Consider the following 22,035-nt stretch of genomic DNA (forward strand, 5'->3'; position numbering starts at 1 on the left):
GTAAAATACGGTGGTATTCATGCCGGATGGCGGTCTTGCCTTATCCGGCCTACTGTTCGTATCCCCGTAGGCCTGATAAGCGTAGCGCCATCAGGCAAACCGGGATAGATGACTGCGGGAACGATTTCATGACAATAAACAACCACTCCGGCGTACAGTTGCGTATTCGTGGCAAGGTGCAGGGCGTTGGTTTTCGGCCTTTTGTCTGGCAACTGGCGCAGCGGTTACAGCTGCATGGCGACGTGTGTAACGACGGTGACGGTGTGGTTGTGCGCTTACAGGAAGATCCGGCGGAGTTTATTGTGCAGTTACATCAACATTGCCCGCCGCTGGCCCGTATTGACAGCGTCGAGAGCGAGCCGTTTGCCTGGTCTCAACTGCCTGCCGATTTCTCCATCCGCCAGAGTGCGGGCGGAACGATGAATACGCAAATTGTGCCCGATGCGGCCACATGCCCGGCCTGTCTCGCCGAAATGAATACGCCCGGCGAGCGGCGCTACCGTTACCCTTTTATCAACTGCACCCACTGCGGCCCGCGTTTTACGATCATTCGTGCGATGCCTTACGACCGTCCGTTTACCGTGATGGCATCGTTTCCGTTGTGCAGGAAGTGTGCGACGGAATATCGCGATCCATACGACCGCCGTTTCCACGCCCAACCAGTTGCCTGCCCGGCCTGCGGCCCGCATCTGGCGTGGCGCTCTGGCAGCGCTCGGGCGGAAAAAGACGCCGCGCTACAGGCTGCCGTCGCGATGTTAAAAGCGGGGGGCATTGTCGCCATCAAAGGTATTGGCGGCTTTCATCTGGCCTGCGATGCGCAAAACGATGAGGCGGTGGCGATGCTGCGGGTGCGTAAACGCCGCCCTGCGAAACCGCTGGCGGTAATGTTGCCGGATGCGGAAGGCTTGCCGGATGCGGCGCGCCGACTGCTGACTACGCCGGCCGCCCCCATCGTGCTGGTGGATAAACAGCATGTCGCGTCGCTGTGCGAGGGGATCGCGCCGGGGCTGGCGGAAGTGGGGGTAATGCTGCCCGCGAATCCGCTCCAGCATCTGCTTTTACAGGCGCTGAATTGTCCGCTGGTGATGACCTCCGGCAACCTTAGCGGTAAACCGCCAGCTATCACTAACCAACAGGCGCTGGACGACCTGAAGGCGATCGCCGACGGTTTTCTGTTGCACAACCGCGATATCGTGCAGCGAATGGATGACTCGGTCGTGCGTGACAGCGGTGAAATGCTACGCCGTTCGCGGGGCTATGTGCCGGATGCGATCGCGCTGCCGCCGGGATTTCACGATGTGCCGCCGATGCTTTGTCTGGGCGCCGATCTGAAAAATACCTTCTGTCTGGTGCGCGGCGAGCAGGCGGTGGTAAGCCAGCATCTGGGGGATCTCAGCGATGACGGCATTCAAACGCAGTGGCGTGACGCGCTGCGTTTGATTCAGAACATTTACGATTTTACGCCGCAACGCGTTGTCTGCGACGCGCATCCGGGCTACGTCTCCAGCCAGTGGGCCAGCGAGATGACGCTTCCGACCGAAACGGTATTGCACCACCATGCGCATGCGGCGGCATGCATGGTCGAACACGGCTGGCCGTTGAACGGAGGCGATGTGATTGCCCTGACGCTCGACGGCATCGGTATGGGAGAGGGCGGCGCGCTGTGGGGCGGAGAGTGTTTACGCGTTAATTACCGTGAATGCGAGCATCTTGGCGGCCTGCCCGCCGTCGCGCTGGTGGGCGGCGATCTCGCCGCGAAGCAGCCCTGGCGCAACCTGCTGGCGCAGTGTCTGCGCTTTGTTCCTGACTGGCGGGACTATCCAGAAACGGCTGCGTTGCAACAACAGCAGTGGAACGTGCTGGCGCGGGCCATTGAGCGCGGAATCAACGCCCCGCTGGCGTCGTCGTGCGGACGCCTGTTCGATGCCGTCGCCGCCGCATCAGGCTGCGCGCCTGACACACTCAGTTATGAAGGGGAAGCGGCCTGTGCGCTGGAGGCGCTGGCTTCGCGATGCAATCGCGTTGAACATCCGGTGACGATGCCGATTAAAAACAACCAGCTGGATTTAGCCACGTTCTGGCGGCAGTGGCTGAACTGGCAGGCTGCTCCCGAGGAGCGGGCGTGGGCCTTTCACGACGCGCTGGCGCATGGGTTCGCCGCGCTGCTACGTCAGGAAGCGACCGCTCGCGGGATCACCACGCTGGTATTCGGCGGTGGCGTGCTGCATAACCGCTTGCTGTGCAGGCGTCTGGCGTTCTGTCTTGCTGATTTTACCTTACTGTTCCCGCAGCGTTTACCAGCCGGGGATGGGGGAGTGTCGTTAGGGCAGGGAGCGATTGCCGCAGCGCGCGAGCTGGCGCAGAAATAAAAAAAAGCCCCGGGACTGGCGGGGCGAAACGTGTCGGGGCATACCGACAAGCAGCAGCGCACTTCCGTGTGCGTGAGGTTAATAAATCAGTGGCAGTATCGCCGGATGGCGACGTACAAACAGGCGCTTCCCGTAGGCCGGATCAGGCGTTTACGCCGCCATCCGGCAAAGATGTTCGAACATTGCCTGATGGCGCTGCGCTTATCAGACCTACGGCGTCATGATTTGCAGGCCAGCCGCCGTCCGGCACAATGAACTTACGCGGGCAGCGTTTTCAGCAGCGCAAAGGCCTCCTTCATGCGGTCTTCGCTCACCACAAAGGCGCAAAGCTGACCTTCGGTATTTATGCCTCGGGCGACCATCCCTTCGGACTCCGCCGCAATGTGCCAGTTCAGGTCGCAACGCTGGGTTTCGCCTGCAAGATGTAACGGCAATTCCGGCGTTTTGATTTTCACCAGCATGGCGGGCAGCTTCAGCGGCGCGTTCCCGCCGAGCAGATTTTTCGCCAGATACATGGCGCTTAACTGAATCGGTTGCAGGAAAGGCAGAACTTGGCCGTTAATTTCCGCGCAGTCTCCCAGCGCATAAATATCCGGGTGGCTGGTTTGCAGATAGCTGTCAACGCAGACGCCACGGTTGATGGTCAACCCGGCACGGCGCGCCAGCGCGGTTTCCGGGCGCAGGCCGGTCGCGGCGATGACCGCATCCACCTCTACCTGACGATCGCGATCCAGCGTGGCGCGAATACCGGTAGCGGTTTTCTCCAGACCCTGCAACTGCGATTTCAGCAGCAGATGTACGCCCATATCGGTCAGACGATGCTGCAAGCGGCTGCTCACTTCCGGCGGCATCAGCGAGGCCAGAATGCTGGCGGCATTGTCAATCAGCGTGACGGCTTTACCCGCACGGCAGAAATCCATTGCCAGCTCGCTACCAATCAGACCGCCGCCGACGATCAGTACGCGCTGCGCGTCACGCAGTTGCGTTTCGCAGGCGCGATACTCCTGCTGGCTGTTCAGTGTGAGCATTAACTCACGTCCGGCAACCGGCGGAACAAAGGCTGATGCCCCTGTCGCCAGTACCAGTTTGTCGAACTGCCATTGCTTGTCCTGGCTTTTTACCACATGGGCATCGGCATCAATGTCCGTAATCCAGGTGTGTGGGAACAGACGCAGATTAAACTGTTCGGCAAACTCCCCCGCCGACTGGCGGGTGAGGTCGTCGGCGCGCTGCGCCTGGCTGATGACGTGACTGAGGTCGGGTTTGTTGTACTCGTCCATACTGTCAGCGGCAATCAGGGTCAGCGCTACGGTCGCGTCCTGTTTACGGATGTTTTTGACTAACTGGCGGGCGGCGAAGCCCGAACCAATAATGACAATTCCCCGGCTCATTTTGCCTCCGTTGCCAACACATCAAAGACGTCTTTACCTAATGAACATTCCGGGCACAGGAAGTTATCCGGTACGTCGCTCCACGGCGTACCCGGCGCGACATCCTGCAACGGTTCACCTTTTGCAGGGTCGTAAATCCACTGGCACACGCTGCACTGCATGCTTGGGCCGAGGTCAGCCGCAGCGGCGGCGGCACAGGCGCACTCTTCTTCCTGGGTTGTCGCTTTCACATTTGTTTCCGGCAGCGGAGCGAGCGCCCACTGACGGGCAATATCGCGGCCGTGCTGGCGGCAAAGTTCCAGGGCATCAATATCAGGACGCCATTTCGCTTTCAGACTCAGTGACATCTCGAAACCGGCATCTTGCAGACGGGTGGACAGACGGTCTACCGCGCCACCGCTCCAGCCGTGGGAACCGAAGGCGCTGGCGCGTTTGTTACGAAAGCGCAGGCCAGTCATCTCTTCAACGAGACCGGCGATTTTCGGCATCATCACGTTGTTCATCGTAGAAGTACCGACCAGCACGCCTTTGGAACGGAACACGTTGGTCAGAATTTCGTTTTTATCGCTGCGTGCGACGTTAAAGATTTTCACCGCCACGTTCGGGTCAACTTCGTTGATGCCTTGCGCAATCGCGTCGGCCATCATGCGGGTGTTGTTGGACATGGTGTCGTAGAAAATGGTGATGCGATCTTCCTGATAATCCGCCGCCCATTTCAGATACAGTTCAACGATCTGGGTTGGGTTGTCGCGCCATACCACGCCGTGAGAGGTGGCAATCATATCTACCGGCAGGTTGAAGCCGAGGATTTCGGTGATTTTTGGCGTGACCAGACGGCTGAACGGCGTCAGGATGTTGGCGTAGTAACGCTGGCACTGCTCGAACAGCTCGGTCTGATCGACTTCATCGTTGAACAGACGTTCGTCACAATAGTGCTGACCAAAGGCGTCGTTACTGAACAGTACCGCGTCGCCCGTCATGTAGGTCATCATGCTGTCCGGCCAGTGCAGCATCGGGGTTTCAACAAAAATCAGCTGCTTGCCGTTGCCGATATCCAGCGTGTCGCCTGTTTTTACGACGTTAAAGTTCCATTCCGGGTGATGGTGGTGACCGGTAATGGAGTCAATGGCGTTTGCGGTGCAGTAGATCGGCGTATCCGGGATTTGCGCCATCAGTTCGGTCAGCGCGCCCGCGTGGTCTTCTTCCGCATGGTTAATAATGATGTAATCAATGTCGGCCAGGTCTATTTCGCTACGCAGGTTTTGCACGAATTCGCGGCTGAATTTATGATCTACGGTATCGATCAGAACATTTTTTTCTTCACGGATGAGATAGCTGTTGTAGCTGCTGCCGCGCAGCGTTTTATATTCGGTCCCGTGAAAATCACGAACTTCCCAGTCACGTTGGCCAACCCAATGAATGTTATTTTTAACCAGAATAGACATAGCAACCTCAGTAAATACAGTTTTTTTAAGAAAGATGTATTGCTAATAGCAGGATGCGTGCCAACTTTTTAACTGATTGATTTTAAATAATTAAAAAATTTATACTCATAAAATGGTAGTCAAAAAGACTATTCAATTAATTGTCAATATGACACTATTGATTGTCAAAATGACAATGAGGTAGCCATGAGCTTTTCAGTTGATGTCCTGGCGGGCATCGCCATTGAATTACAAAGTGGTATCGGGCATCAGGACCGCTTTCAGCGCCTGATCACCACGCTGCGTCAGGTGCTGGAGTGCGATGCGTCGGCGCTGCTGCGCTATGAGGGGCGGCAGTTTATTCCGCTGGCGATCGACGGTCTGGCGCAGGATGTACTGGGCAGGCGCTTCACTCTGGAAGGGCATCCGCGACTGGAAGCCATTGCCCGTGCCGGGGATGTGGTGCGTTTTCCGGCCGACAGCGACCTGCCGGACCCGTATGACGGGCTGATCCCGGATCAGGAGAGCCTGAAGGTACACGCCTGTATCGGGCTGCCGCTGTTCGCCGGGCAAACCCTGATTGGCGCACTCACGCTTGACGGCATGGAACCCGATCAGTTTGATGTTTTCAGCGATGAAGAGCTGCGGCTCATCGCAGCGCTGGCGGCGGGGGCGCTGAGCAATGCGCTGCTTATTGAGCAATTAGAAAGCCAGAATATGTTGCCGGGGTCTTCCGCCTCTTTCGAACAGGTGAAAGAAACGCAGATGATCGGCCTGTCGCCAAATATGATGCAGTTGAAAAAAGAGATTGAGATTGTAGCGGGGTCGGATCTCAACGTGCTGATCAGCGGCGAAACGGGAACCGGGAAAGAGCTGGTGGCGAAAGCGATTCATGAAGGCTCGCCACGGGCGGTGAACCCGCTGGTGTATCTGAACTGCGCCGCGCTGCCGGAAAGCGTGGCGGAGAGCGAGCTTTTCGGCCACGTCAAAGGGGCGTTTACCGGGGCAATCAGCAACCGTAGCGGTAAGTTCGAAATGGCCGATAACGGCACGCTGTTTCTTGATGAGATCGGCGAGCTGTCGCTGGCGTTGCAGGCGAAACTGCTGCGCGTTTTGCAGTATGGCGATATTCAACGCGTCGGGGACGATCGCAGCCTGCGCGTCGACGTACGCGTGCTGGCGGCGACTAACCGCGACTTACGCGAAGAGGTGCTGGCCGGGCGTTTTCGCGCCGACCTGTTCCACCGTTTGAGCGTGTTCCCGCTCTCCGTGCCGCCGCTGCGTGAGCGTGGTGAGGATGTGGTCTTGCTGGCCGGGTATTTTTGCGAACAGTGCCGCCTGCGGCTGGGGCTTTCCCGCGTGGTGCTGAGCCCGGGGGCGCGTAGCCACCTGCTGAGCTATGGCTGGCCGGGGAACGTTCGCGAGCTGGAACATGCGATCCACCGTGCGGTGGTTCTGGCAAGAGCGACCCGGGCGGGGGATGAGGTGGTGCTGGAAGCGCAGCATTTTGCCTTACAGGAGGAGGTTTCTCCCGCTCTGCCTGACGACAGTACGCCGACGCTACCGGCAAATCACAATTTGCGCGACGCGACCGAGGCTTTCCAGCGGGAGATGATTCGCCGTGCGTTAGCGCAAAATAACCACAACTGGGCCGCCTGCGCGCGGGCGCTGGAGACAGACGTCGCCAACCTGCATCGGCTGGCGAAGCGTCTGGGGCTGAAAAGTTAGATGATGCCTGCCTGGTAGAAATCTTGCAGGTTGATTGCGCCGGTGAGTTTACCGTTTTCATCCACCACCGGCGCGGCGGTGATCTTGCGCTTCATCAGAAGTTCTTTGGCATCGATGGCGCGGCTCTGCTCCTGCAACGTAATGCCGTTGTGGGTCATCGCTTCGCTGACCGGCGTAGCCAGCGTGCCGCCGCCAACCAGCCAGCGGCGCAGGTCGCCGTCGGTAAAGACGCCTTTCACAACGCGCTGCGCGTCGCATACCGCAACCAGACCTAATCCGGTACGGCTCAGCTCCAGCATGGCGTCCATCACGCTGGTGGTGAGCTGAACCTGCGGCACCGCATCGTCACGGCGCATCAGGTGATGGACTTTGTTGAGCAGACGCGCGCCCAGCGCCCCGGCAGGGTGTGAACGGGCGAAATCCTCTTCATTGAAACCGCGCGCCTGCATCACCGCCATAGCCAGCGCGTCGCCCATCATCAGGGTGTTGACGGTGCTGGAGGTCGGCGCCAGGTGCATCGGGCAGGCTTCGCGCTCAACGGAGATATCCAGCACAGCCTTTGCCGCCAGACCCAGCGGGGAGGTTGGCTTTCCGGTCATTGCCAGCAGGGTTATCGATTTATCTTCCAGGCGCGGAATAATGAGATCCAGCTCTTTCGCACCGCCGGAATAGGAGATGAACAGCATCACATCCCGGCTTTCGATCATGCCGAGATCGCCATGTAACGCTTCTGCCGGGTGGACAAAGAACGCGGGCGTTCCTGTACTGGCGAGAGTCGCGGCGATTTTTTTGCCGATATGGCCTGACTTGCCAATACCGGAGACAATCACTTTGCCTTCGCAGTGGAGGATCGTATTGGCGGCACGGACAAAATCATCGCCCAGGCGTTCCGGCAGACGGCTTGCTTCCTGTAACTCCAGCAGTAATGTCTGGCGACCCGCGTTCAGTAATGCATCACTCATTGGTTTCTCCGGTTATGATCACTTCAATCCCTTTTGCTTCCAGCGCCTGACGAAACGCGGGGTCGATACCCGCGTCGGTAACCAGTTTGTCGACGCTTTCCAGACTGCACACAACGTTGGGGCTTTTACGCCCAAATTTTGAGGAGTCCGCCATCAGAATCACTTCGCGCGCGGCATTGCACATCGCTTTGCTGACGGTATAGACCTCATTAAAGGTGGTCACTCCGGCATTGAGATCGATGCCGTCGGTGCCCATGAACAGTTTATCAAAACTGAACTGCTCAAAGGCGTTTTCTGCCAGCTGACCGTGAAATGACGCAGATTTTTTGCGGAATGTGCCGCCGGGCATCAGGATGGTCTGCTCGTTGTCCAGCTCCGAAAGGGCGTTAACAATGTGCAGGCTGTTGGTCATGACGGTGATATTGCTAAAGCGGGTAAGCATCGGCACCATCTGCAACACGGTGCTTCCGGCATCAAGGATGATGGAGTCGCCATCGTGGATAAACTGAACGGCCGCTTGTGCGATCAACGCCTTTTTATGGGTGTTGATCAGCGTTTTGTGATCGATAGGCGGGTCGGATTCATCTTTATTCAACACCACGCCGCCATACGTGCGAATAACGGTTCCGGCATTTTCCAGAATGACCAGGTCTTTGCGAATGGTGGTGCCCGTGGTGTCAAAGTACTGGGCCAACTCCTCAACCGAGCATTTTCCCTGCTTTTGCAGATGCTCCAGAATAGCAGCCTGACGCTGACGTGGTTTCATAGGCGTAATTACCCTGACTGATGTATAAGTTGTGAAATGATAATTTCGCAAGCAATTAGCATTCACAACGAAATTACCCATGTTTCAGTTTAAGCGCTAATGATAGTGCATTCTGTGAGAGCGAATCATGGGGAAAGATCACATCAGGCTGTAATTCATCAAGATGTTTGCCCTGTATTGCGGGAATTTTAACCGGTCGGGCAAAGACGGTGAGACCTTTCATGAATAAGGTATCCGTAACGCGCTGCTGGTCATCCAGAGCGATGGCGACCACCACTCGCGGTTTACAGCGTCCGCCGGAGCGCCCGACGCCCACTCGCCCTCGTTGGCAAAGTTTGTCGAACGCCCGGTTAAAGCGGGAGATTTGCCAGCCGCCCAGCGCCAGTTGCGCACACCAGGCGATAACGGCGACGGTGATCAGTGCGGAAACCATAATGCGCTCCTTTGATTTTGCCGGATGGCGGCTGCGCCTTATCCGGCCTACATAATATTCGTAGGCCCGGTAAGCGCAGCGCCACCGGGCAATCATACCTCTTAAAACATCACCTGACCGCCGGTCACATTGATGGACTGTCCGGTGCAGTACGACGCCTTCGCGCTGGCGTAAAACAGCAGCATGTCCAGTACGTCCTGATAATCACAGCCGCGTTTTAACGGAACTTTGTCAATGTAATACTGCTCCACTTCGTCCGGTTTGATGCCAAGCTTGGCGGCGTACTGCGGCAGCAGCGACTGGAACATTGGTGATTTCAGCAGGTTGCCAAGCATCAGCGAATGCACGGTAATGCCGTATTCTGCCAGATCCAGCGCCAGCGACTGGGTTAAGCCCACGCCGCCGAACTTCGCCGCGCTATAGCCGGAGTTGTGTTTACTGCCCACTTTCCCGGACTTGGAGTTGATCTGGATAATGCGTCCCTGAATGCCGTCGCGGATCATCAGGCGGGAGAATTCGCGAGCGCAGAGGAAATACCCCACCAGATTCACCTGTAGCGAGCGGTCGAAATCGCCGAGTTGAAAATCGCTGATAAACGCCGCTTTGGCGATGCCCGCGCTGTAGACCAGCAGATCAACCCGACCAAAAATTTCATCGACTCCGCGAGAGAGCGCCAGAACGCTCTGCTCGCTGGTGGCATCGGCGCCAAAACCGTACGCCATGCCTTCGCCAAACGCGGCGTTAATCTCCTGCGCCACATTTGCGGCTTTATCACTCTGAATATCGACAACGGCGACGCGATAACCAGCCTCTGCAAGCCCACGGCAGAGGAAGGCCCCCAGGGTCTGGCCTCCACCAATGACAACGGCAACCTGATTCATTTTTCTCTCCTTAAACCTTTAAGCCACAAACTTCAAAATACAGCCCGGCGCGATGTCGTCCGGTACTGGCCCCGCAACGTGTACGGTGCCGGGAAATTCCGCCTCGTTCAGCCCGTCGAAGCGCAGGGTGATATGCCCCAGTTCACGCAGATTCTGCTCGGCCACGCTACCCACAGCAGTCACCGGATAGCGATGCTCACCCAGCTGAAACTGTGCGCCGGGTTGCAGCGTGCCGTTCAGCTCGCCGTGGCAGTGGATAAAGCAAAACGCTTCGATATCCGCAGGCGCGCCTTCACGAAAGGTAATCAGCATCCTGTCGCAGAGCGCGTCCGGTGCGCTCTCGCCGATACGGGTGATGGTGGTCTGGTAAATCACGGTCATCTCTGAACCTCTTATTGATAAATAAAGCCGGAAACAAACCAGGCGATGAGAACGGTAGGCGCGCCGGTCAGGAAGCGGCTCACCAGCACGGAAGGCACGCCGACGCGAACGGTGTCCTGACGGGCCTCCGCCAGCGATAAACCGACCGGAATAAAGTCGCACGCGGCCTGAGCGTTAATCGCGAACAGCGCGGGCAGCGCCAGATGGGGAGGGATATTACCCAGACCAATCTGCACGCCAATCAGCACCCCGATAACCTGGGCGATCACCGCGCCAGGGCCGAGGAAGGGCGACAGCAGCGGGAATGAACAGATGAGCGCCAGCGTGACCAGCCCCAGCGGATGGCTGGCAAGCGGCGCCAGGCCGTGAGCGATCCAGTCGCCGAGACCGGAGGCCATAATGATGCCGATCAGCGCCGAGACGAAGGCCATAAACGGCAGAATGGTTTTCAGCACCGTATCGATGGTGTCACGCCCGGACTGGAACAGCACCGCTACCGCTGAGCCCATCCCCATACCGACTTTCGCCAGCAGGCCATCGCTCTGTTCGGTGATTTTTTTGCTGGCGTCGTAATCGCGGCCCGCAGGCGAGGCGACAGGCTGCGCGTTTGCAGGCTCCTCGCCGCTCAGCGTGATGTTCTCTTCTTTCACCCCGGAGACGTAAATATCTTCCATGATGTATTGCGCCAGCGGCCCCGACTTCCCGGTAGAGTGGATGTTGATGGTTGGAATGCGCCGCTTCGGATAAATCCCGCAGCGCAGCGTGCCGCCGCAGTCGATGATCGCCGCGCCGATCTCTTCCTCAGGCGGTTCGCCCTCTTTAAAGCCATCCACCGCCTGCCAGCCTGTCAGTTTCGCCAGTTTGTCGACAATCCCCGGACGCGTCCCGGCGGTGATGTAGACGATTTTCTTTCCGGGTGTTGCATCCAGTTCAAGCGGGCCGCCCCAGCCGCCGGTGCCTTTCTCAATACGAATACGCGTCATGATGTTGCTCCAGCCAGGTGGACTTTCTGCTCAAGTTGAATGCCCATTTTTTTCTCAAAGATGGATGTGGTGAGGTCAGTCACCCAGCCACGGAAGAAGTTGGTGACCAGACCGACCAGCAGATAGCTGACGGCGAGCGGGCCAAGCGGGAGGCCGAGTGTCGTCAGGCCGCTGGCGATGCCCAGGTAAACAAACAGTTCGCCGGGGTTGATGTGCGGGAACAGTCCGTTCATCGAGTGGCAGCTGTAGGAAGCCGCCGCGTAGTAACTGGGCTTGTATTTTTCTGGCATAAAGCGGCCCAGACTCAGCGTCATCGGGTTACAAAACACAAACGTACCGATGCACGGCAACAGCAGGTAACGGGATAACGGGTTCCCGGCGCAGCGCTGGGCAAAACGTTCAATACGCTGCTGGCCAATGAAGTTTATTAAGGCATTCATGATGACCAGCAGGCTTATCAAGAGCGGAAGGATACCGGTCACCATACTGGTGAACACCTCTCCGCCTTTCTGGAACAGCCCGATAAACCACTCCGCACCATGTGTAATGGTTTCGATCATTGTTCTCTCCTGTAGGGTTTGTTGTTATCTTGCCAATTGGTGAGTTATTTTAATTAGATCGAAAGATTTAAAAGTGTTATTTTGATCTCAAAATGAAAGATAAATATTTTAAAATGAAAGTTTGCGTTTATTACGGAGAAAAAAAGCAGGGATGTTACGGGAGAATAGTGCGTATTCTGTGAAGAGCGCTTCCTTGTGCGAAGCGGGATGCTTTACCATACTTCCCCCTGGCTGAATCTGTTTAATGGATGTCTCATGTTCAAGCGTCGTTATGTAGCACTACTTCCTCTCTTTGCGTTGCTTGCTGCCTGTAGCAGCAAACCACAGTCTTCAGAAATTCAAACGACAACGGGAGCGCCGTCCGGCGGTTTCCTGCTTGAGCCACAGCACAATGTCATGGTGATGGGCGGTGATTTCGCCAATAATCCGAACGCGCAGCAGTTCATTGAGAAGATGGTGAACAAGCACGGTTTTAATCGCCAGCAGTTGCAGGAGATCCTGTCGCAGGCGAAGCGCCTGGACTACGTTCTGCGACTGATGGACAGACAGGCGCCGACCACGCAACCGCCAGCGGGGCCGAATGGCGCATGGTTGCGCTATCGCAAGCAGTTTATTACCCCGGACAATGTGCAAAACGGCGTGGCGTTCTGGAATCAATATGAGGATGCGTTGAACCGTGCATGGCAGGTTTATGGCGTCCCGCCGGAGATTATCGTTGGCATTATTGGCGTGGAAACCCGCTGGGGCCGCATCATGGGTAAAACGCGAATTCTGGATGCGCTGGCGACGCTGTCGTTTAACTATCCGCGTCGGGCGGAGTATTTCTCCGGCGAGCTGGAAACGTTCCTGCTGATGGCGCGTGATGAACAGGACGACCCGCTGGATCTGAAAGGGTCTTTTGCCGGTGCGATGGGGTACGGACAGTTTATGCCGTCGTCCTATAAGCAGTACGCGGTGGACTTTAACGGCGACGGGCACATCAACCTGTGGGACCCGGTTGATGCCATCGGCAGCGTGGCGAACTATTTCAAAGCCCACGGTTGGGTGAAAGGCGATGTGGTCGCCGTTCCGGCCAACGGTCAGGCGCCGGGGCTGGCGAACGGCTTTAAAACCCAGTACAGCATTTCTCAGCTTGCGGCCGCCGGGCTGACGCCGCAGCAGTCGCTGGGCAATCATCAGCAGGCCAGCCTGCTGCGCCTGGATGTGGGTACGGGCTATCAGTACTGGTACGGGTTGCCGAACTTCTATGCCATCACGCGCTATAACCACAGCACTCACTATGCGATGGCGGTCTGGCAGCTTGGTCAGGCCGTCGCGCTGGCGCGTGTACCTGCGGCGTCGCCGTTTAGTCAGTAGCCGCCGCGTGTTTTCCGGGGGGCTACGCTTACCCGGTCTGGATTACGCTCCCTTTTCCCTGAGAGAAAGGGGAGCGTGCAGCGCCGCTGCTGCGCTATTTCACGTCTGAAACATTTCGCCACACTCCCTTTTTTCCTGGCATTTACATCCGCATCGCATTTCATTATTGTTATGTTATAACATTTTTTGTGGTGCGAATATGTCTGCTTCACTCTTCTCTCTTTCGGCTCTGACTCGCCTGCTGATGGCTATCGCGCTTGTTTTGTTTATCGGACTGGCCGTGCGCTGGGCGGTGGCATTGCCATGATTATCCTGAATCAACTGGTGGCCGGTTACGAGCGACAGCCGGTCACGTCGCCGCTGACTGGCACGCTGGAACGCGGCAGCATGACGGCGATTATCGGCGCTAACGGCTGCGGCAAATCAACGCTGCTGAAAACGCTGGCTGGTTTTCTTCCTCCGGTGAGTGGCGCATTTCGCTGGCGCGGACGCCGCCCGGTAATTGGCTGGCTGGCGCAACGTCACGCGCTGGAGACGCAGTTTCCGCTTACCGTTCAGGACGTGGTGAGCATGGGGTGCTGGCCTGCTATTTCCCTGCTGGGGGGATTTCAACGCAAAACCCGTCTGCGTATTGCCCACGCTATTGAGCGCGTGGGGCTGGAGGCAATGGCGACGATGACCATTGATGAACTCTCCGGCGGTCAGTTTCAACGCATGCTGTTTGCCCGTGTGCTGGTGCAGGAAGCGCCGCTGGTCATGCTGGATGAACCCTTTACCGGCGTGGATGAGGAGACCTGCAACGTACTGATGGGGCTGATGCTGGAGATGTATCAGCGAGGGCAAACGGTGCTGGCGGTGCTGCACGACAGCGAACGGGTGGCGCGCTATTTTCCGCAGACGTTACGGCTGGATACGGACGTGTCTCACTGGATGACCGAGCGGGTGAGGGTGGCATGATCTGGCATATCTTCTTTCAGCCGTTTATTGAATACGGCTTTATGCGGCGGGCGCTGGTGGTCTGTCTGGCGCTTTCGGTCAGCACGACGGCGCTTGGCGTCTTTTTACTGCTGCGACGTATGAGCCTGATGGGGGACGCGCTGTCGCATGCGGTGCTGCCCGGCGTGGCGGTGGGCTATCTGCTCAGTGGAATGTCATTGCTGGCAATGAGCATCGGCGGGTTTATCGCCGGGATTACGGTAGCGCTGGTGGCGGGAATGGTGAGTCGCCGTACGCCGCTAAAAGAAGACGCCAGCTTCGCCGGGTTCTACCTGGGATCGCTGGCGCTGGGGGTTACGCTGGTGTCGCTGCGCGGGTCAAATGTCGATCTGCTGCATCTTCTGTTTGGTTCCATTCTGGCGGTCGATCGCGATTCCGCGCTGTTCGTGGCGGGGGTATGCGCATTCACATTGATCATGCTGGCGATTTTCTATCGTGGTCTGGTGAGTGAAGCGTTTGATACCGCATGGTTGCAGGTTAACGCGCGCTGGCTGCCTTCGCTGCTGCACGGGCTGTTTCTCTCGTTGCTGGTGTTGAATCTGGTGGCTGGCTTTCAGGTACTCGGCACGCTGATGGCGGTGGGGCTGATGATGCTTCCTGCCGTTGCGGCACGCTGCTGGGCGCGCACGTTACCGGGGCTGTTATTGCTTGCCGGCGGCAGCGGCGTCGTCTGTGCATGGCTGGGGCTAAGCCTTTCCTGGGCGGTGAGTTTACCCGCCGGGCCGTCGATTGTACTGACCGCCAGCGCGCTGTTCTTTATTTCCATTTTATTCGGCACGCGCAGCAGGCTGGCTGACAGTCTGCGCGCGCTTTTTTAATGCAAGGGGAAAAGATGAAACGTACAGGGGTAATGATTGCGCTCGCGTTGGGGTTGATGACGCAAGGCGCGCTGGCGAAAACGCTGAATGTGGTGACGAGTTTTTCTATTCTCGGCGACATCACCCAGGAGGTCGGCGGCAAGAATGTCAACGTCACTACGCTGGTTGGGCCGGATGGCGATCCGCATACCTTCGAGCCTTCGCCGAAAGACAGCGCGGCGTTGAGCAAAGCGGATGTGGTGGTAGTGAACGGGCTGGGGCTGGAGGGGTGGCTTGACCGGCTGGTAAAAGCCTCCGGTTTCAAAGGTACGCTGGTGGTGGCTTCCGACGGGGTGAAGACGCATACGCTGGATGAAGACGGCGAAACCGTCACCGATCCGCATGCCTGGAATAGCGCAGCGAACGGCGCGCTGTATGCGCAGAATATTCTTTCCGGGCTGGTCAACGCCGACCCGCAGGATAAAGCCGCGCTGGAGGCTTCCGGCAAACCTTATATTGCACAGCTGACTGAACTGGACGCGTGGGCGAAAGCGCGCTTTAGCCAGATCCCGCAGGAGAAACGCAAGGTGCTGACCAGCCACGACGCCTTCGGTTATTTCGGTCGCGCCTACGGCGTTGAGTTTTTGGCGCCGCAGGGGCTGTCGTCGGAAAGTGAAGCCTCTGCCGCGCAGGTCGCCGCGCTCATTAAGCAGATTAAAGCGGATGGGGTGAACACCTGGTTTATGGAGAATCAGCTCGATCCGCGTCTGGTAAAACAGATCGCCAGCGCGACGGGCGCGCAGCCGGGCGGCGAGCTGTATCCTGAAGCCTTGTCGGCAAAAGGCGGCGTGGCGGATAGCTACGTAAAAGCGTTTCGCCACAATGTTGAGACCATCGCCAACAGCATGAAGTAACCGTACGATTGGCCGATGCTTCGCATCGGCTTTTTTCTGAAGCCTCCTCGTAAAATCCTCACCTCGTCCCCATATCTGCTCAGAAAGTGCTATCTTGTGCTGCACGTTTTTCAGGAGCCTTAAGCGATGATGACTGACCATGAATTGATGCAGTTAAGCGAAGTGGTAGGGCTGGCGCTGAAACAGCGCGGCGCAACGCTAACGACAGCGGAGTCCTGCACGGGCGGTTGGGTAGCGAAAGTGATTACCGATATCGCCGGGAGTTCCGCCTGGTTTGAACGCGGTTTTGTTACCTACAGTAATGAAGCGAAAGCGCAAATGATTGGCGTGCGCGAACCGACGCTTGAGCAGCACGGCGCGGTCAGCGAACCGGTGGTGATTGAGATGGCGATTGGCGCGCTCAGAGCGGCCCGCGCGGATTATGCCGTTTCTATCAGCGGTATTGCCGGGCCGGACGGCGGCAGCGACGTGAAGCCCGTCGGCACTGTCTGGTTTGGTTTCGCAACCGCACAGGGCGAGGGGATCACCCGCCGGGAGTGCTTTAGCGGCGACCGTGACAGCGTACGTCGCCAGGCGACGGAATATGCGCTCAAAACGCTCTGGCAACAATTTCTACAAAACACTTGATACTGTATGACTGTACAGTATAATTGCACCTAACAGTACAGAATTCACTATCCGGTACAAGCGCAAGCGGACCCCGGCTCATGACAGGAGTAGTTAATGGCTATCGACGAAAACAAACAGAAAGCGTTGGCGGCAGCGCTGGGCCAGATCGAAAAACAATTCGGTAAAGGCTCCATCATGCGCCTGGGTGAAGACCGTTCCATGGATGTGGAAACCATCTCCACCGGTTCGCTTTCTCTGGATATCGCGCTGGGCGCGGGTGGCCTGCCGATGGGGCGTATCGTAGAAATCTACGGGCCGGAATCCTCCGGTAAAACCACCCTGACGCTTCAGGTGATTGCCGCTGCACAGCGTGAAGGCAAAACCTGTGCGTTTATCGACGCCGAACATGCGCTGGACCCTATCTATGCCCGCAAACTGGGCGTCGATATCGACAACCTGCTGTGCTCCCAGCCGGACACCGGCGAGCAGGCGCTGGAAATCTGTGATGCGCTGGCGCGTTCAGGCGCTGTAGACGTTATCGTTGTTGACTCCGTGGCGGCGTTGACGCCGAAAGCGGAAATCGAAGGTGAAATCGGCGACTCTCATATGGGCCTCGCGGCGCGTATGATGAGCCAGGCGATGCGTAAGCTGGCCGGTAACCTGAAACAGTCTAACACCCTGCTGATCTTCATCAACCAGATCCGTATGAAAATTGGCGTCATGTTCGGCAACCCGGAAACCACTACCGGGGGTAACGCGCTGAAATTCTACGCGTCCGTTCGTCTGGATATCCGCCGTATCGGCGCGGTGAAAGAGGGCGAAAACGTCGTGGGTAGCGAAACCCGCGTGAAGGTTGTGAAGAACAAAATCGCCGCGCCGTTTAAACAGGCTGAGTTCCAGATCCTCTACGGCGAAGGCATCAACTTCTATGGCGAACTGGTTGACCTGGGCGTGAAAGAGAAGCTGATCGAGAAAGCCGGTGCATGGTACAGCTATAACGGCGAGAAAATCGGTCAGGGTAAAGCGAATGCCACTGCCTGGCTGAAAGAGAACCCGGCGACCGCCAAAGAGATCGAGAAAAAAGTGCGTGAGCTGCTGCTGAGCAATCAGGACTCGACGCCAGACTTCTCCGTTGATGACAACGGTGAAGGTGTGAAAGAAACCAACGAAGATTTCTAATCGTTGCATTGCCCGGTGGCGGCGCTATAGCGTCTTATCGGGCTTATACTTTGAAGGGCTGCATATCTTGCGGCCCTTTTTGCATTTCTTTTTCCGAAGGTTTGTTATGAGTGAATCCACACCGCGACGCCCCGCATATAACCGTCTGCTGGATCGCGCGGTACGTATTCTGGCGGTACGCGATCACAGTGAACAGGAACTGCGGCGTAAACTCTCCGCACCGGTTATGGGAAAAAACGGGCCGGAAGAGATCGATGCGGCGCCGGAAGACTATGAACGGGTTATCGCCTGGTGCCATGAGCACAACTACCTTGATGATCATCGTTTTGTTTCGCGTTTTATCGCCAGCCGCAGCCGTAAAGGTTATGGCCCGGCACGTATTCGGCAGGAGCTAAATCAAAAAGGCATTGCGCGTGAGGCGATTGAACGCGCAATGCGTGAATGCGAGATTGAGTGGTTGCTTCTTGCTCGCGAACAGGCGATCCGCAAATATGGCGAACCCTTACCAGCCGCATTTTCGGAAAAGGTCAAAGTCCAGCGTTTCCTGCTTTATCGTGGCTATCTGATGGAGGATATTCAGGAGATATGGCGAAATTTTGACGATTGACTGCATACGGGATTTTACTTCCCCGTAAAGAAAACTTATCTTATTCCCACTTTTTTCAATTGCCAGCCGGGCAGGGCATATGAGCGCTGAGGCGGGTAATGATATTTCGTTAGCTTGATTTCAGGATAATTATGAGCAAGAGCACCGCTGAGATCCGTCAGGCGTTTCTCGATTTTTTCCACAGTAAGGGACATCAGGTAGTTGCCAGCAGCTCCCTGGTGCCAAACAATGACCCAACTTTGTTGTTTACCAACGCCGGGATGAACCAGTTCAAGGATGTTTTCCTTGGGCTCGACAAGCGTAATTATTCCCGCGCCACCACTTCGCAGCGTTGCGTACGTGCGGGCGGTAAACACAACGATCTGGAAAACGTCGGTTACACTGCACGTCACCACACCTTCTTCGAAATGCTGGGTAACTTCAGCTTCGGCGACTATTTCAAACACGACGCGATTCAGTTTGCGTGGGAACTGCTGACCGGTGAAAACTGGTTTGCCCTGCCAAAAGAGCGTCTGTGGGTGACCGTCTATGAAACTGACGATGAAGCCTACGAGATCTGGGAAAAAGAAGTCGGCATTCCGCGCGAACGTATCATCCGAATTGGTGATAACAAAGGCGCGGCATACGCGTCCGACAACTTCTGGCAGATGGGCGATACAGGGCCGTGCGGTCCATGTACCGAGATCTTCTACGACCACGGCGATCACATCTGGGGCGGCCCTCCGGGAAGCCCGGAAGAAGATGGCGATCGCTATATTGAGATCTGGAACATCGTCTTCATGCAGTTCAACCGTCAGGCTGACGGTACGATGGAACCGCTGCCGAAACCGTCCGTCGATACCGGTATGGGTCTGGAGCGTATTGCCGCTGTATTGCAACACGTTAACTCCAACTATGAAATTGACCTGTTCCGCACGTTGATTGAAGCCGTTGCGAAGGTGACTGGCGCGACCGACCTGAGCAACAAGTCGCTGCGCGTGATTGCCGACCACATCCGTTCCTGCGCTTTCCTGATCGCCGACGGCGTGGTTCCGTCGAATGAAAACCGTGGCTATGTGCTGCGCCGTATCATTCGTCGTGCGGTTCGTCATGGCAACATGCTGGGCGCGAAAGAGACCTTCTTCTACAAGCTGGTTGGGCCGCTGATTGACGTTATGGGCTCTGCCGGTGAAGAGCTGAAGCGCCAGCAGGCACAGGTTGAGCAGGTTCTGAAAACGGAAGAAGAGCAGTTTGCCCGTACGCTGGAACGTGGTCTGGCGCTGCTGGACGAAGAGCTGGCGAAGCTTTCCGGCGACACGCTGGATGGCGAAACCGCTTTCCGTCTGTATGACACCTACGGCTTCCCGGTTGACCTGACGGCGGACGTTTGCCGCGAGCGCAACATCAAAGTTGATGAAGCGGGATTTGAAGCCGCGATGGAAGAACAGCGTCGTCGTGCGCGTGAGGCCAGCGGTTTTGGCGCAGACTATAACGCGATGATCCGCGTTGACGGCGCGTCAGAATTTAAAGGTTATGAGCATCTGGAACTGAACGGTAAAGTGACCGCGCTGTTTGTGGATGGTAAAGCGGTAGATGCGATTAGCGCGGGTCAGGAAGCCGTTGTCGTGCTGGATCAGACGCCGTTCTATGCGGAATCCGGCGGTCAGGTTGGCGATAAAGGCGAACTGAAAGGCGCAGGCTTCGCGTTTGCGGTTAGCGATACGCAAAAATATGGCCAGGCGATTGGACATATCGGTACGCTTTCGACCGGTTCCCTGAAAGTGGGTGATGCGGTGCAGGCTGATGTGGATGACGCTCGCCGGGCGCGTATTCGCCTGAATCACTCTGCGACGCACCTGATGCACGCGGCGCTGCGCCAGATTCTGGGCACGCACGTAGCGCAGAAAGGCTCGCTGGTTAACGACAAAGTCCTGCGTTTCGACTTCTCGCATAATGAAGCGATGAAACCGTCTGAAATCCGTGCGGTGGAAGATCTGGTGAATGCGCAAATCCGTCGCAACCTGCCGGTCGAAACCAACATCATGGACCTTGAAGCGGCGAAAGCTAAAGGCGCAATGGCGCTGTTTGGCGAGAAGTATGACGATCGCGTTCGTGTGCTGAGCATGGGCGATTTCTCCACCGAACTGTGTGGCGGTACGCACGCCAGCCGTACGGGGGATATCGGTCTGTTCCGCATCGTTTCTGAATCCGGTACTGCGGCAGGCGTTCGCCGTATTGAAGCGGTTACGGGCGAAGGCGCGATTGCTACGCTACACGCTGAAAGCGATCGCTTAAGCGATATCGCACAACTGCTGAAGGGCGACAGCCAGAATCTGGGCGAAAAAGTCCGTTCTGTACTGGAACGTACGCGTCAGCTTGAAAAAGAGTTGCAGCAGTTGAAAGAACAGGCTGCCGTGCAGGAAAGTGCGAACCTTTCCAGCAAAGCGGTTGATATCAACGGCGTGAAGCTGCTGGTTAGCGAGCTTGCGGGCGTTGAGCCAAAAATGCTGCGTACGATGGTTGATGATCTGAAAAATCAACTGGGTTCTACCGTTATCGTTCTTGCAACGGTAGCGGAAGGTAAGGTTTCTCTGATTGCGGGCGTGTCGAAGGATGTGACCGACCGCGTGAAAGCAGGGGAGCTGGTCGGCATGGTCGCTCAGCAGGTGGGCGGCAAGGGCGGCGGACGTCCAGACATGGCGCAAGCCGGTGGTACGGATGCGGCTGCTCTGCCAGCAGCGTTAGCCAGTGTGAAAGGCTGGGTTAGCGCAAAACTGTAATAACTATAAGCGTTATCTAACGCCGCAGGCCCCGGTCTGCGGCGTTTGCATCAACGTTATTGACAACGATAAAGTCAGGTTGAAGTTGTGTATATCGGCTAAACTTAGGTTTAACAGAATGTGATGCCGTGACTGCTTACACTTTACGTGTTTGTCATCGCTTACTTTTTGGCGTTATATGATGGATAATGCCGGGATACAGAGAGACCCGACTCTTTTAATCTTTCAAGGAGCAAAGAATGCTGATTCTGACTCGTCGAGTTGGTGAGACCCTCATGATTGGAGATGAGGTCACCGTGACAGTTTTAGGGGTAAAGGGCAACCAGGTGCGCATTGGCGTAAACGCCCCGAAAGAAGTCTCTGTCCATCGTGAGGAGATCTACCAGCGTATCCAGGCTGAAAAATCCCAGCAGTCCAGTTACTAAGGTTTTCGCGTCTCATCTCTTCCGATGAGGCGCAACCTGCTCCTCGCTTCCTTTCTCTTTTTCATTTTTCTTCACTCTTTTTCCGTATCGCTTCCGGTGCCGGCAGGCTCTTTCCTGGTTATTCGGTTTTTCTGCCTGCGCTCAGGCGGTGTAACACGCCGATTTATCTGTTGATAAAACACCCTTTTTGCCGTTTTTGCAGACTAATTGAGCGTGAAGTGTGCAAACGATAAAAGCGTGGGAAAAATTGTTTGACTTATAAGTCCCAGAAAGTAATATGTGCGCCACGCAGCGACGATGAGCAGAAACAAGTTCTTCGAAGCACTCGTAAGAGGCGCGTGGTGAGGTGGCCGAGAGGCTGAAGGCGCTCCCCTGCTAAGGGAGTATGCGGTCAAAAGCTGCATCCGGGGTTCGAATCCCCGCCTCACCGCCATTTGCATCCGTAGCTCAGCTGGATAGAGTACTCGGCTACGAACCGAGCGGTCGGAGGTTCGAATCCTCCCGGATGCACCATC

General features: G+C 56.7%; 21 protein-coding genes and 2 tRNA genes. 14 read left to right on the forward strand and 9 right to left on the reverse strand.

Annotated elements, in window-relative coordinates:
* Positions 1–128: 128 nt before the first annotated feature.
* Entirely contained in the window at positions 129–2,369 is a 2,241-nt protein-coding gene (gene hypF, locus OGV83_RS18275) for a carbamoyltransferase HypF (protein ID WP_286464284.1), read from the forward strand.
* Between the two features lie 30 nt (positions 2,370–2,399).
* Positions 2,400–2,624: a hypothetical protein gene (locus OGV83_RS18280; RefSeq protein WP_286464285.1), complete on the forward strand. Its 225-nt coding sequence runs from the start codon at positions 2,400–2,402 to the stop codon at positions 2,622–2,624.
* 2 nt (positions 2,625–2,626) lie between these two features.
* Here the strand turns inward: OGV83_RS18280 and norW are convergent, their stop codons facing one another.
* Positions 2,627–3,760, reverse strand: coding sequence for an NADH:flavorubredoxin reductase NorW (gene norW, locus OGV83_RS18285; RefSeq protein WP_012134821.1), 1,134 nt, complete (start codon positions 3,758–3,760; stop codon positions 2,627–2,629).
* The gene (gene norV / locus OGV83_RS18290; protein ID WP_012134820.1) at positions 3,757–5,205 is read right to left on the reverse strand and encodes an anaerobic nitric oxide reductase flavorubredoxin; all 1,449 of its coding nucleotides are present in this window, start codon (positions 5,203–5,205) and stop codon (positions 3,757–3,759) included. The genes norW and norV overlap by 4 nt, the downstream gene beginning before the upstream one ends.
* A gap of 186 nt (positions 5,206–5,391) precedes the next feature.
* Between norV and norR the strand changes: the two genes are divergently transcribed.
* Positions 5,392–6,912 carry a nitric oxide reductase transcriptional regulator NorR gene (gene norR / locus OGV83_RS18295; RefSeq protein WP_012134819.1) on the forward strand — a complete coding sequence of 507 codons (1,521 nt, stop codon included), beginning with the start codon at positions 5,392–5,394 and terminating at the stop codon, positions 6,910–6,912.
* Here the strand turns inward: norR and gutQ are convergent.
* The 7 genes from gutQ to srlA form a co-directional block, all read right to left on the reverse strand.
* Positions 6,909–7,874: an arabinose-5-phosphate isomerase GutQ gene (gene gutQ, locus OGV83_RS18300; protein WP_012134818.1), complete on the reverse strand. Its 966-nt coding sequence runs from the start codon at positions 7,872–7,874 to the stop codon at positions 6,909–6,911. The genes norR and gutQ overlap by 4 nt on opposite strands.
* Positions 7,867–8,640: a glucitol operon DNA-binding transcriptional repressor SrlR gene (gene srlR, locus OGV83_RS18305; protein WP_012134817.1), complete on the reverse strand. Its 774-nt coding sequence runs from the start codon at positions 8,638–8,640 to the stop codon at positions 7,867–7,869. The genes gutQ and srlR overlap by 8 nt, the downstream gene beginning before the upstream one ends.
* A 73-nt stretch (positions 8,641–8,713) precedes the next feature.
* Positions 8,714–9,073, reverse strand: coding sequence for a transcriptional regulator GutM (gene gutM / locus OGV83_RS18310; RefSeq protein ID WP_286464286.1), 360 nt, complete (start codon positions 9,071–9,073; stop codon positions 8,714–8,716).
* A 101-nt stretch (positions 9,074–9,174) separates the two neighbouring features.
* The gene (gene srlD, locus OGV83_RS18315; RefSeq protein ID WP_286464287.1) at positions 9,175–9,954 is read right to left on the reverse strand and encodes a sorbitol-6-phosphate dehydrogenase; all 780 of its coding nucleotides are present in this window, start codon (positions 9,952–9,954) and stop codon (positions 9,175–9,177) included.
* A gap of 18 nt (positions 9,955–9,972) precedes the next feature.
* Complete coding sequence (gene srlB / locus OGV83_RS18320; RefSeq protein ID WP_012134814.1) at positions 9,973–10,335, reverse strand: PTS glucitol/sorbitol transporter subunit IIA; 363 nt, start codon at positions 10,333–10,335, stop codon at positions 9,973–9,975.
* 11 nt (positions 10,336–10,346) lie between these two features.
* Positions 10,347–11,318 (reverse strand): PTS glucitol/sorbitol transporter subunit IIB, encoded by a 972-nt coding sequence (gene srlE / locus OGV83_RS18325; protein ID WP_286464289.1) that lies wholly within the window; start codon positions 11,316–11,318, stop codon positions 10,347–10,349.
* A complete protein-coding gene (gene srlA, locus OGV83_RS18330; RefSeq protein ID WP_012134812.1) occupies positions 11,315–11,878 on the reverse strand; it encodes a PTS glucitol/sorbitol transporter subunit IIC in 564 nt (187 codons plus the stop codon). Before srlA ends, srlE begins: the two co-directional genes overlap by 4 nt.
* Before the next feature lie 255 nt (positions 11,879–12,133).
* Here srlA and mltB point away from each other — a divergent pair, with 255 nt between their 5' ends.
* From mltB to OGV83_RS18385, 11 genes are all read left to right on the forward strand, one after another.
* Complete coding sequence (mltB, locus tag OGV83_RS18335) at positions 12,134–13,234, forward strand: lytic murein transglycosylase B (protein ID WP_104868275.1); 1,101 nt, start codon at positions 12,134–12,136, stop codon at positions 13,232–13,234.
* 303 nt (positions 13,235–13,537) lie between these two features.
* Complete coding sequence (locus OGV83_RS18340; protein WP_153258541.1) at positions 13,538–14,191, forward strand: metal ABC transporter ATP-binding protein; 654 nt, start codon at positions 13,538–13,540, stop codon at positions 14,189–14,191.
* Positions 14,188–15,048 carry a metal ABC transporter permease gene (locus tag OGV83_RS18345; protein WP_012134809.1) on the forward strand — a complete coding sequence of 287 codons (861 nt, stop codon included), beginning with the start codon at positions 14,188–14,190 and terminating at the stop codon, positions 15,046–15,048. The genes OGV83_RS18340 and OGV83_RS18345 overlap by 4 nt, the downstream gene beginning before the upstream one ends.
* A gap of 14 nt (positions 15,049–15,062) precedes the next feature.
* Positions 15,063–15,941, forward strand: coding sequence for a metal ABC transporter substrate-binding protein (locus tag OGV83_RS18350; RefSeq protein WP_024130887.1), 879 nt, complete (start codon positions 15,063–15,065; stop codon positions 15,939–15,941).
* 129 nt (positions 15,942–16,070) lie between these two features.
* Entirely contained in the window at positions 16,071–16,568 is a 498-nt protein-coding gene (gene pncC / locus OGV83_RS18355; RefSeq protein ID WP_024130886.1) for a nicotinamide-nucleotide amidase, read from the forward strand.
* Between the two features lie 96 nt (positions 16,569–16,664).
* Entirely contained in the window at positions 16,665–17,729 is a 1,065-nt protein-coding gene (recA, locus tag OGV83_RS18360; protein ID WP_012134806.1) for a recombinase RecA, read from the forward strand.
* 106 nt (positions 17,730–17,835) lie between these two features.
* Positions 17,836–18,336 (forward strand): recombination regulator RecX, encoded by a 501-nt coding sequence (recX, locus tag OGV83_RS18365; RefSeq protein ID WP_047461718.1) that lies wholly within the window; start codon positions 17,836–17,838, stop codon positions 18,334–18,336.
* A 131-nt stretch (positions 18,337–18,467) separates the two neighbouring features.
* Positions 18,468–21,095 carry an alanine--tRNA ligase gene (gene alaS / locus OGV83_RS18370; protein ID WP_286464293.1) on the forward strand — a complete coding sequence of 876 codons (2,628 nt, stop codon included), beginning with the start codon at positions 18,468–18,470 and terminating at the stop codon, positions 21,093–21,095.
* 239 nt (positions 21,096–21,334) lie between these two features.
* Positions 21,335–21,520, forward strand: a complete 186-nt coding sequence (gene csrA / locus OGV83_RS18375; RefSeq protein WP_000906486.1) for a carbon storage regulator CsrA — start codon at positions 21,335–21,337, stop codon at positions 21,518–21,520.
* 340 nt (positions 21,521–21,860) lie between these two features.
* Positions 21,861–21,953 (forward strand) — tRNA-Ser (locus OGV83_RS18380).
* 3 nt (positions 21,954–21,956) lie between these two features.
* A tRNA-Arg gene (locus OGV83_RS18385) sits at positions 21,957–22,033 on the forward strand.
* Positions 22,034–22,035: the final 2 nt, after the last annotated feature.

Origin of the sequence: Citrobacter sp. CK189 (assembly GCF_030333505.1) — a bacterium.
In the GTDB taxonomy this organism is placed as follows: Bacteria; Pseudomonadota; Gammaproteobacteria; order Enterobacterales; family Enterobacteriaceae; genus Citrobacter_B; species Citrobacter_B koseri.

What these genes read in the sequence shown, in the direction of transcription:
- srlB (WP_012134814.1), bottom strand. Translation starts at nt 10,335, where the DNA reads ATGACCGTGATTTACCAGACCACCATCACCCGTATCGGCGAGAGCGCA.
- gutQ (WP_012134818.1), bottom strand. Translation starts at nt 7,874, where the DNA reads ATGAGTGATGCATTACTGAACGCGGGTCGCCAGACATTACTGCTGGAG.
- pncC (WP_024130886.1), top strand. Translation starts at nt 16,071, where the DNA reads ATGACTGACCATGAATTGATGCAGTTAAGCGAAGTGGTAGGGCTGGCG.
- mltB (WP_104868275.1), top strand. Translation starts at nt 12,134, where the DNA reads ATGTTCAAGCGTCGTTATGTAGCACTACTTCCTCTCTTTGCGTTGCTT.
- OGV83_RS18350 (WP_024130887.1), top strand. Translation starts at nt 15,063, where the DNA reads ATGAAACGTACAGGGGTAATGATTGCGCTCGCGTTGGGGTTGATGACG.
- OGV83_RS18345 (WP_012134809.1), top strand. Translation starts at nt 14,188, where the DNA reads ATGATCTGGCATATCTTCTTTCAGCCGTTTATTGAATACGGCTTTATG.
- recA (WP_012134806.1), top strand. Translation starts at nt 16,665, where the DNA reads ATGGCTATCGACGAAAACAAACAGAAAGCGTTGGCGGCAGCGCTGGGC.
- csrA (WP_000906486.1), top strand. Translation starts at nt 21,335, where the DNA reads ATGCTGATTCTGACTCGTCGAGTTGGTGAGACCCTCATGATTGGAGAT.
- norW (WP_012134821.1), bottom strand. Translation starts at nt 3,760, where the DNA reads ATGAGCCGGGGAATTGTCATTATTGGTTCGGGCTTCGCCGCCCGCCAG.
- hypF (WP_286464284.1), top strand. Translation starts at nt 129, where the DNA reads ATGACAATAAACAACCACTCCGGCGTACAGTTGCGTATTCGTGGCAAG.
- srlA (WP_012134812.1), bottom strand. Translation starts at nt 11,878, where the DNA reads ATGATCGAAACCATTACACATGGTGCGGAGTGGTTTATCGGGCTGTTC.
- srlD (WP_286464287.1), bottom strand. Translation starts at nt 9,954, where the DNA reads ATGAATCAGGTTGCCGTTGTCATTGGTGGAGGCCAGACCCTGGGGGCC.
- norV (WP_012134820.1), bottom strand. Translation starts at nt 5,205, where the DNA reads ATGTCTATTCTGGTTAAAAATAACATTCATTGGGTTGGCCAACGTGAC.
- OGV83_RS18340 (WP_153258541.1), top strand. Translation starts at nt 13,538, where the DNA reads ATGATTATCCTGAATCAACTGGTGGCCGGTTACGAGCGACAGCCGGTC.
- alaS (WP_286464293.1), top strand. Translation starts at nt 18,468, where the DNA reads ATGAGCAAGAGCACCGCTGAGATCCGTCAGGCGTTTCTCGATTTTTTC.
- norR (WP_012134819.1), top strand. Translation starts at nt 5,392, where the DNA reads ATGAGCTTTTCAGTTGATGTCCTGGCGGGCATCGCCATTGAATTACAA.
- gutM (WP_286464286.1), bottom strand. Translation starts at nt 9,073, where the DNA reads ATGGTTTCCGCACTGATCACCGTCGCCGTTATCGCCTGGTGTGCGCAA.
- recX (WP_047461718.1), top strand. Translation starts at nt 17,836, where the DNA reads ATGAGTGAATCCACACCGCGACGCCCCGCATATAACCGTCTGCTGGAT.
- srlR (WP_012134817.1), bottom strand. Translation starts at nt 8,640, where the DNA reads ATGAAACCACGTCAGCGTCAGGCTGCTATTCTGGAGCATCTGCAAAAG.
- srlE (WP_286464289.1), bottom strand. Translation starts at nt 11,318, where the DNA reads ATGACGCGTATTCGTATTGAGAAAGGCACCGGCGGCTGGGGCGGCCCG.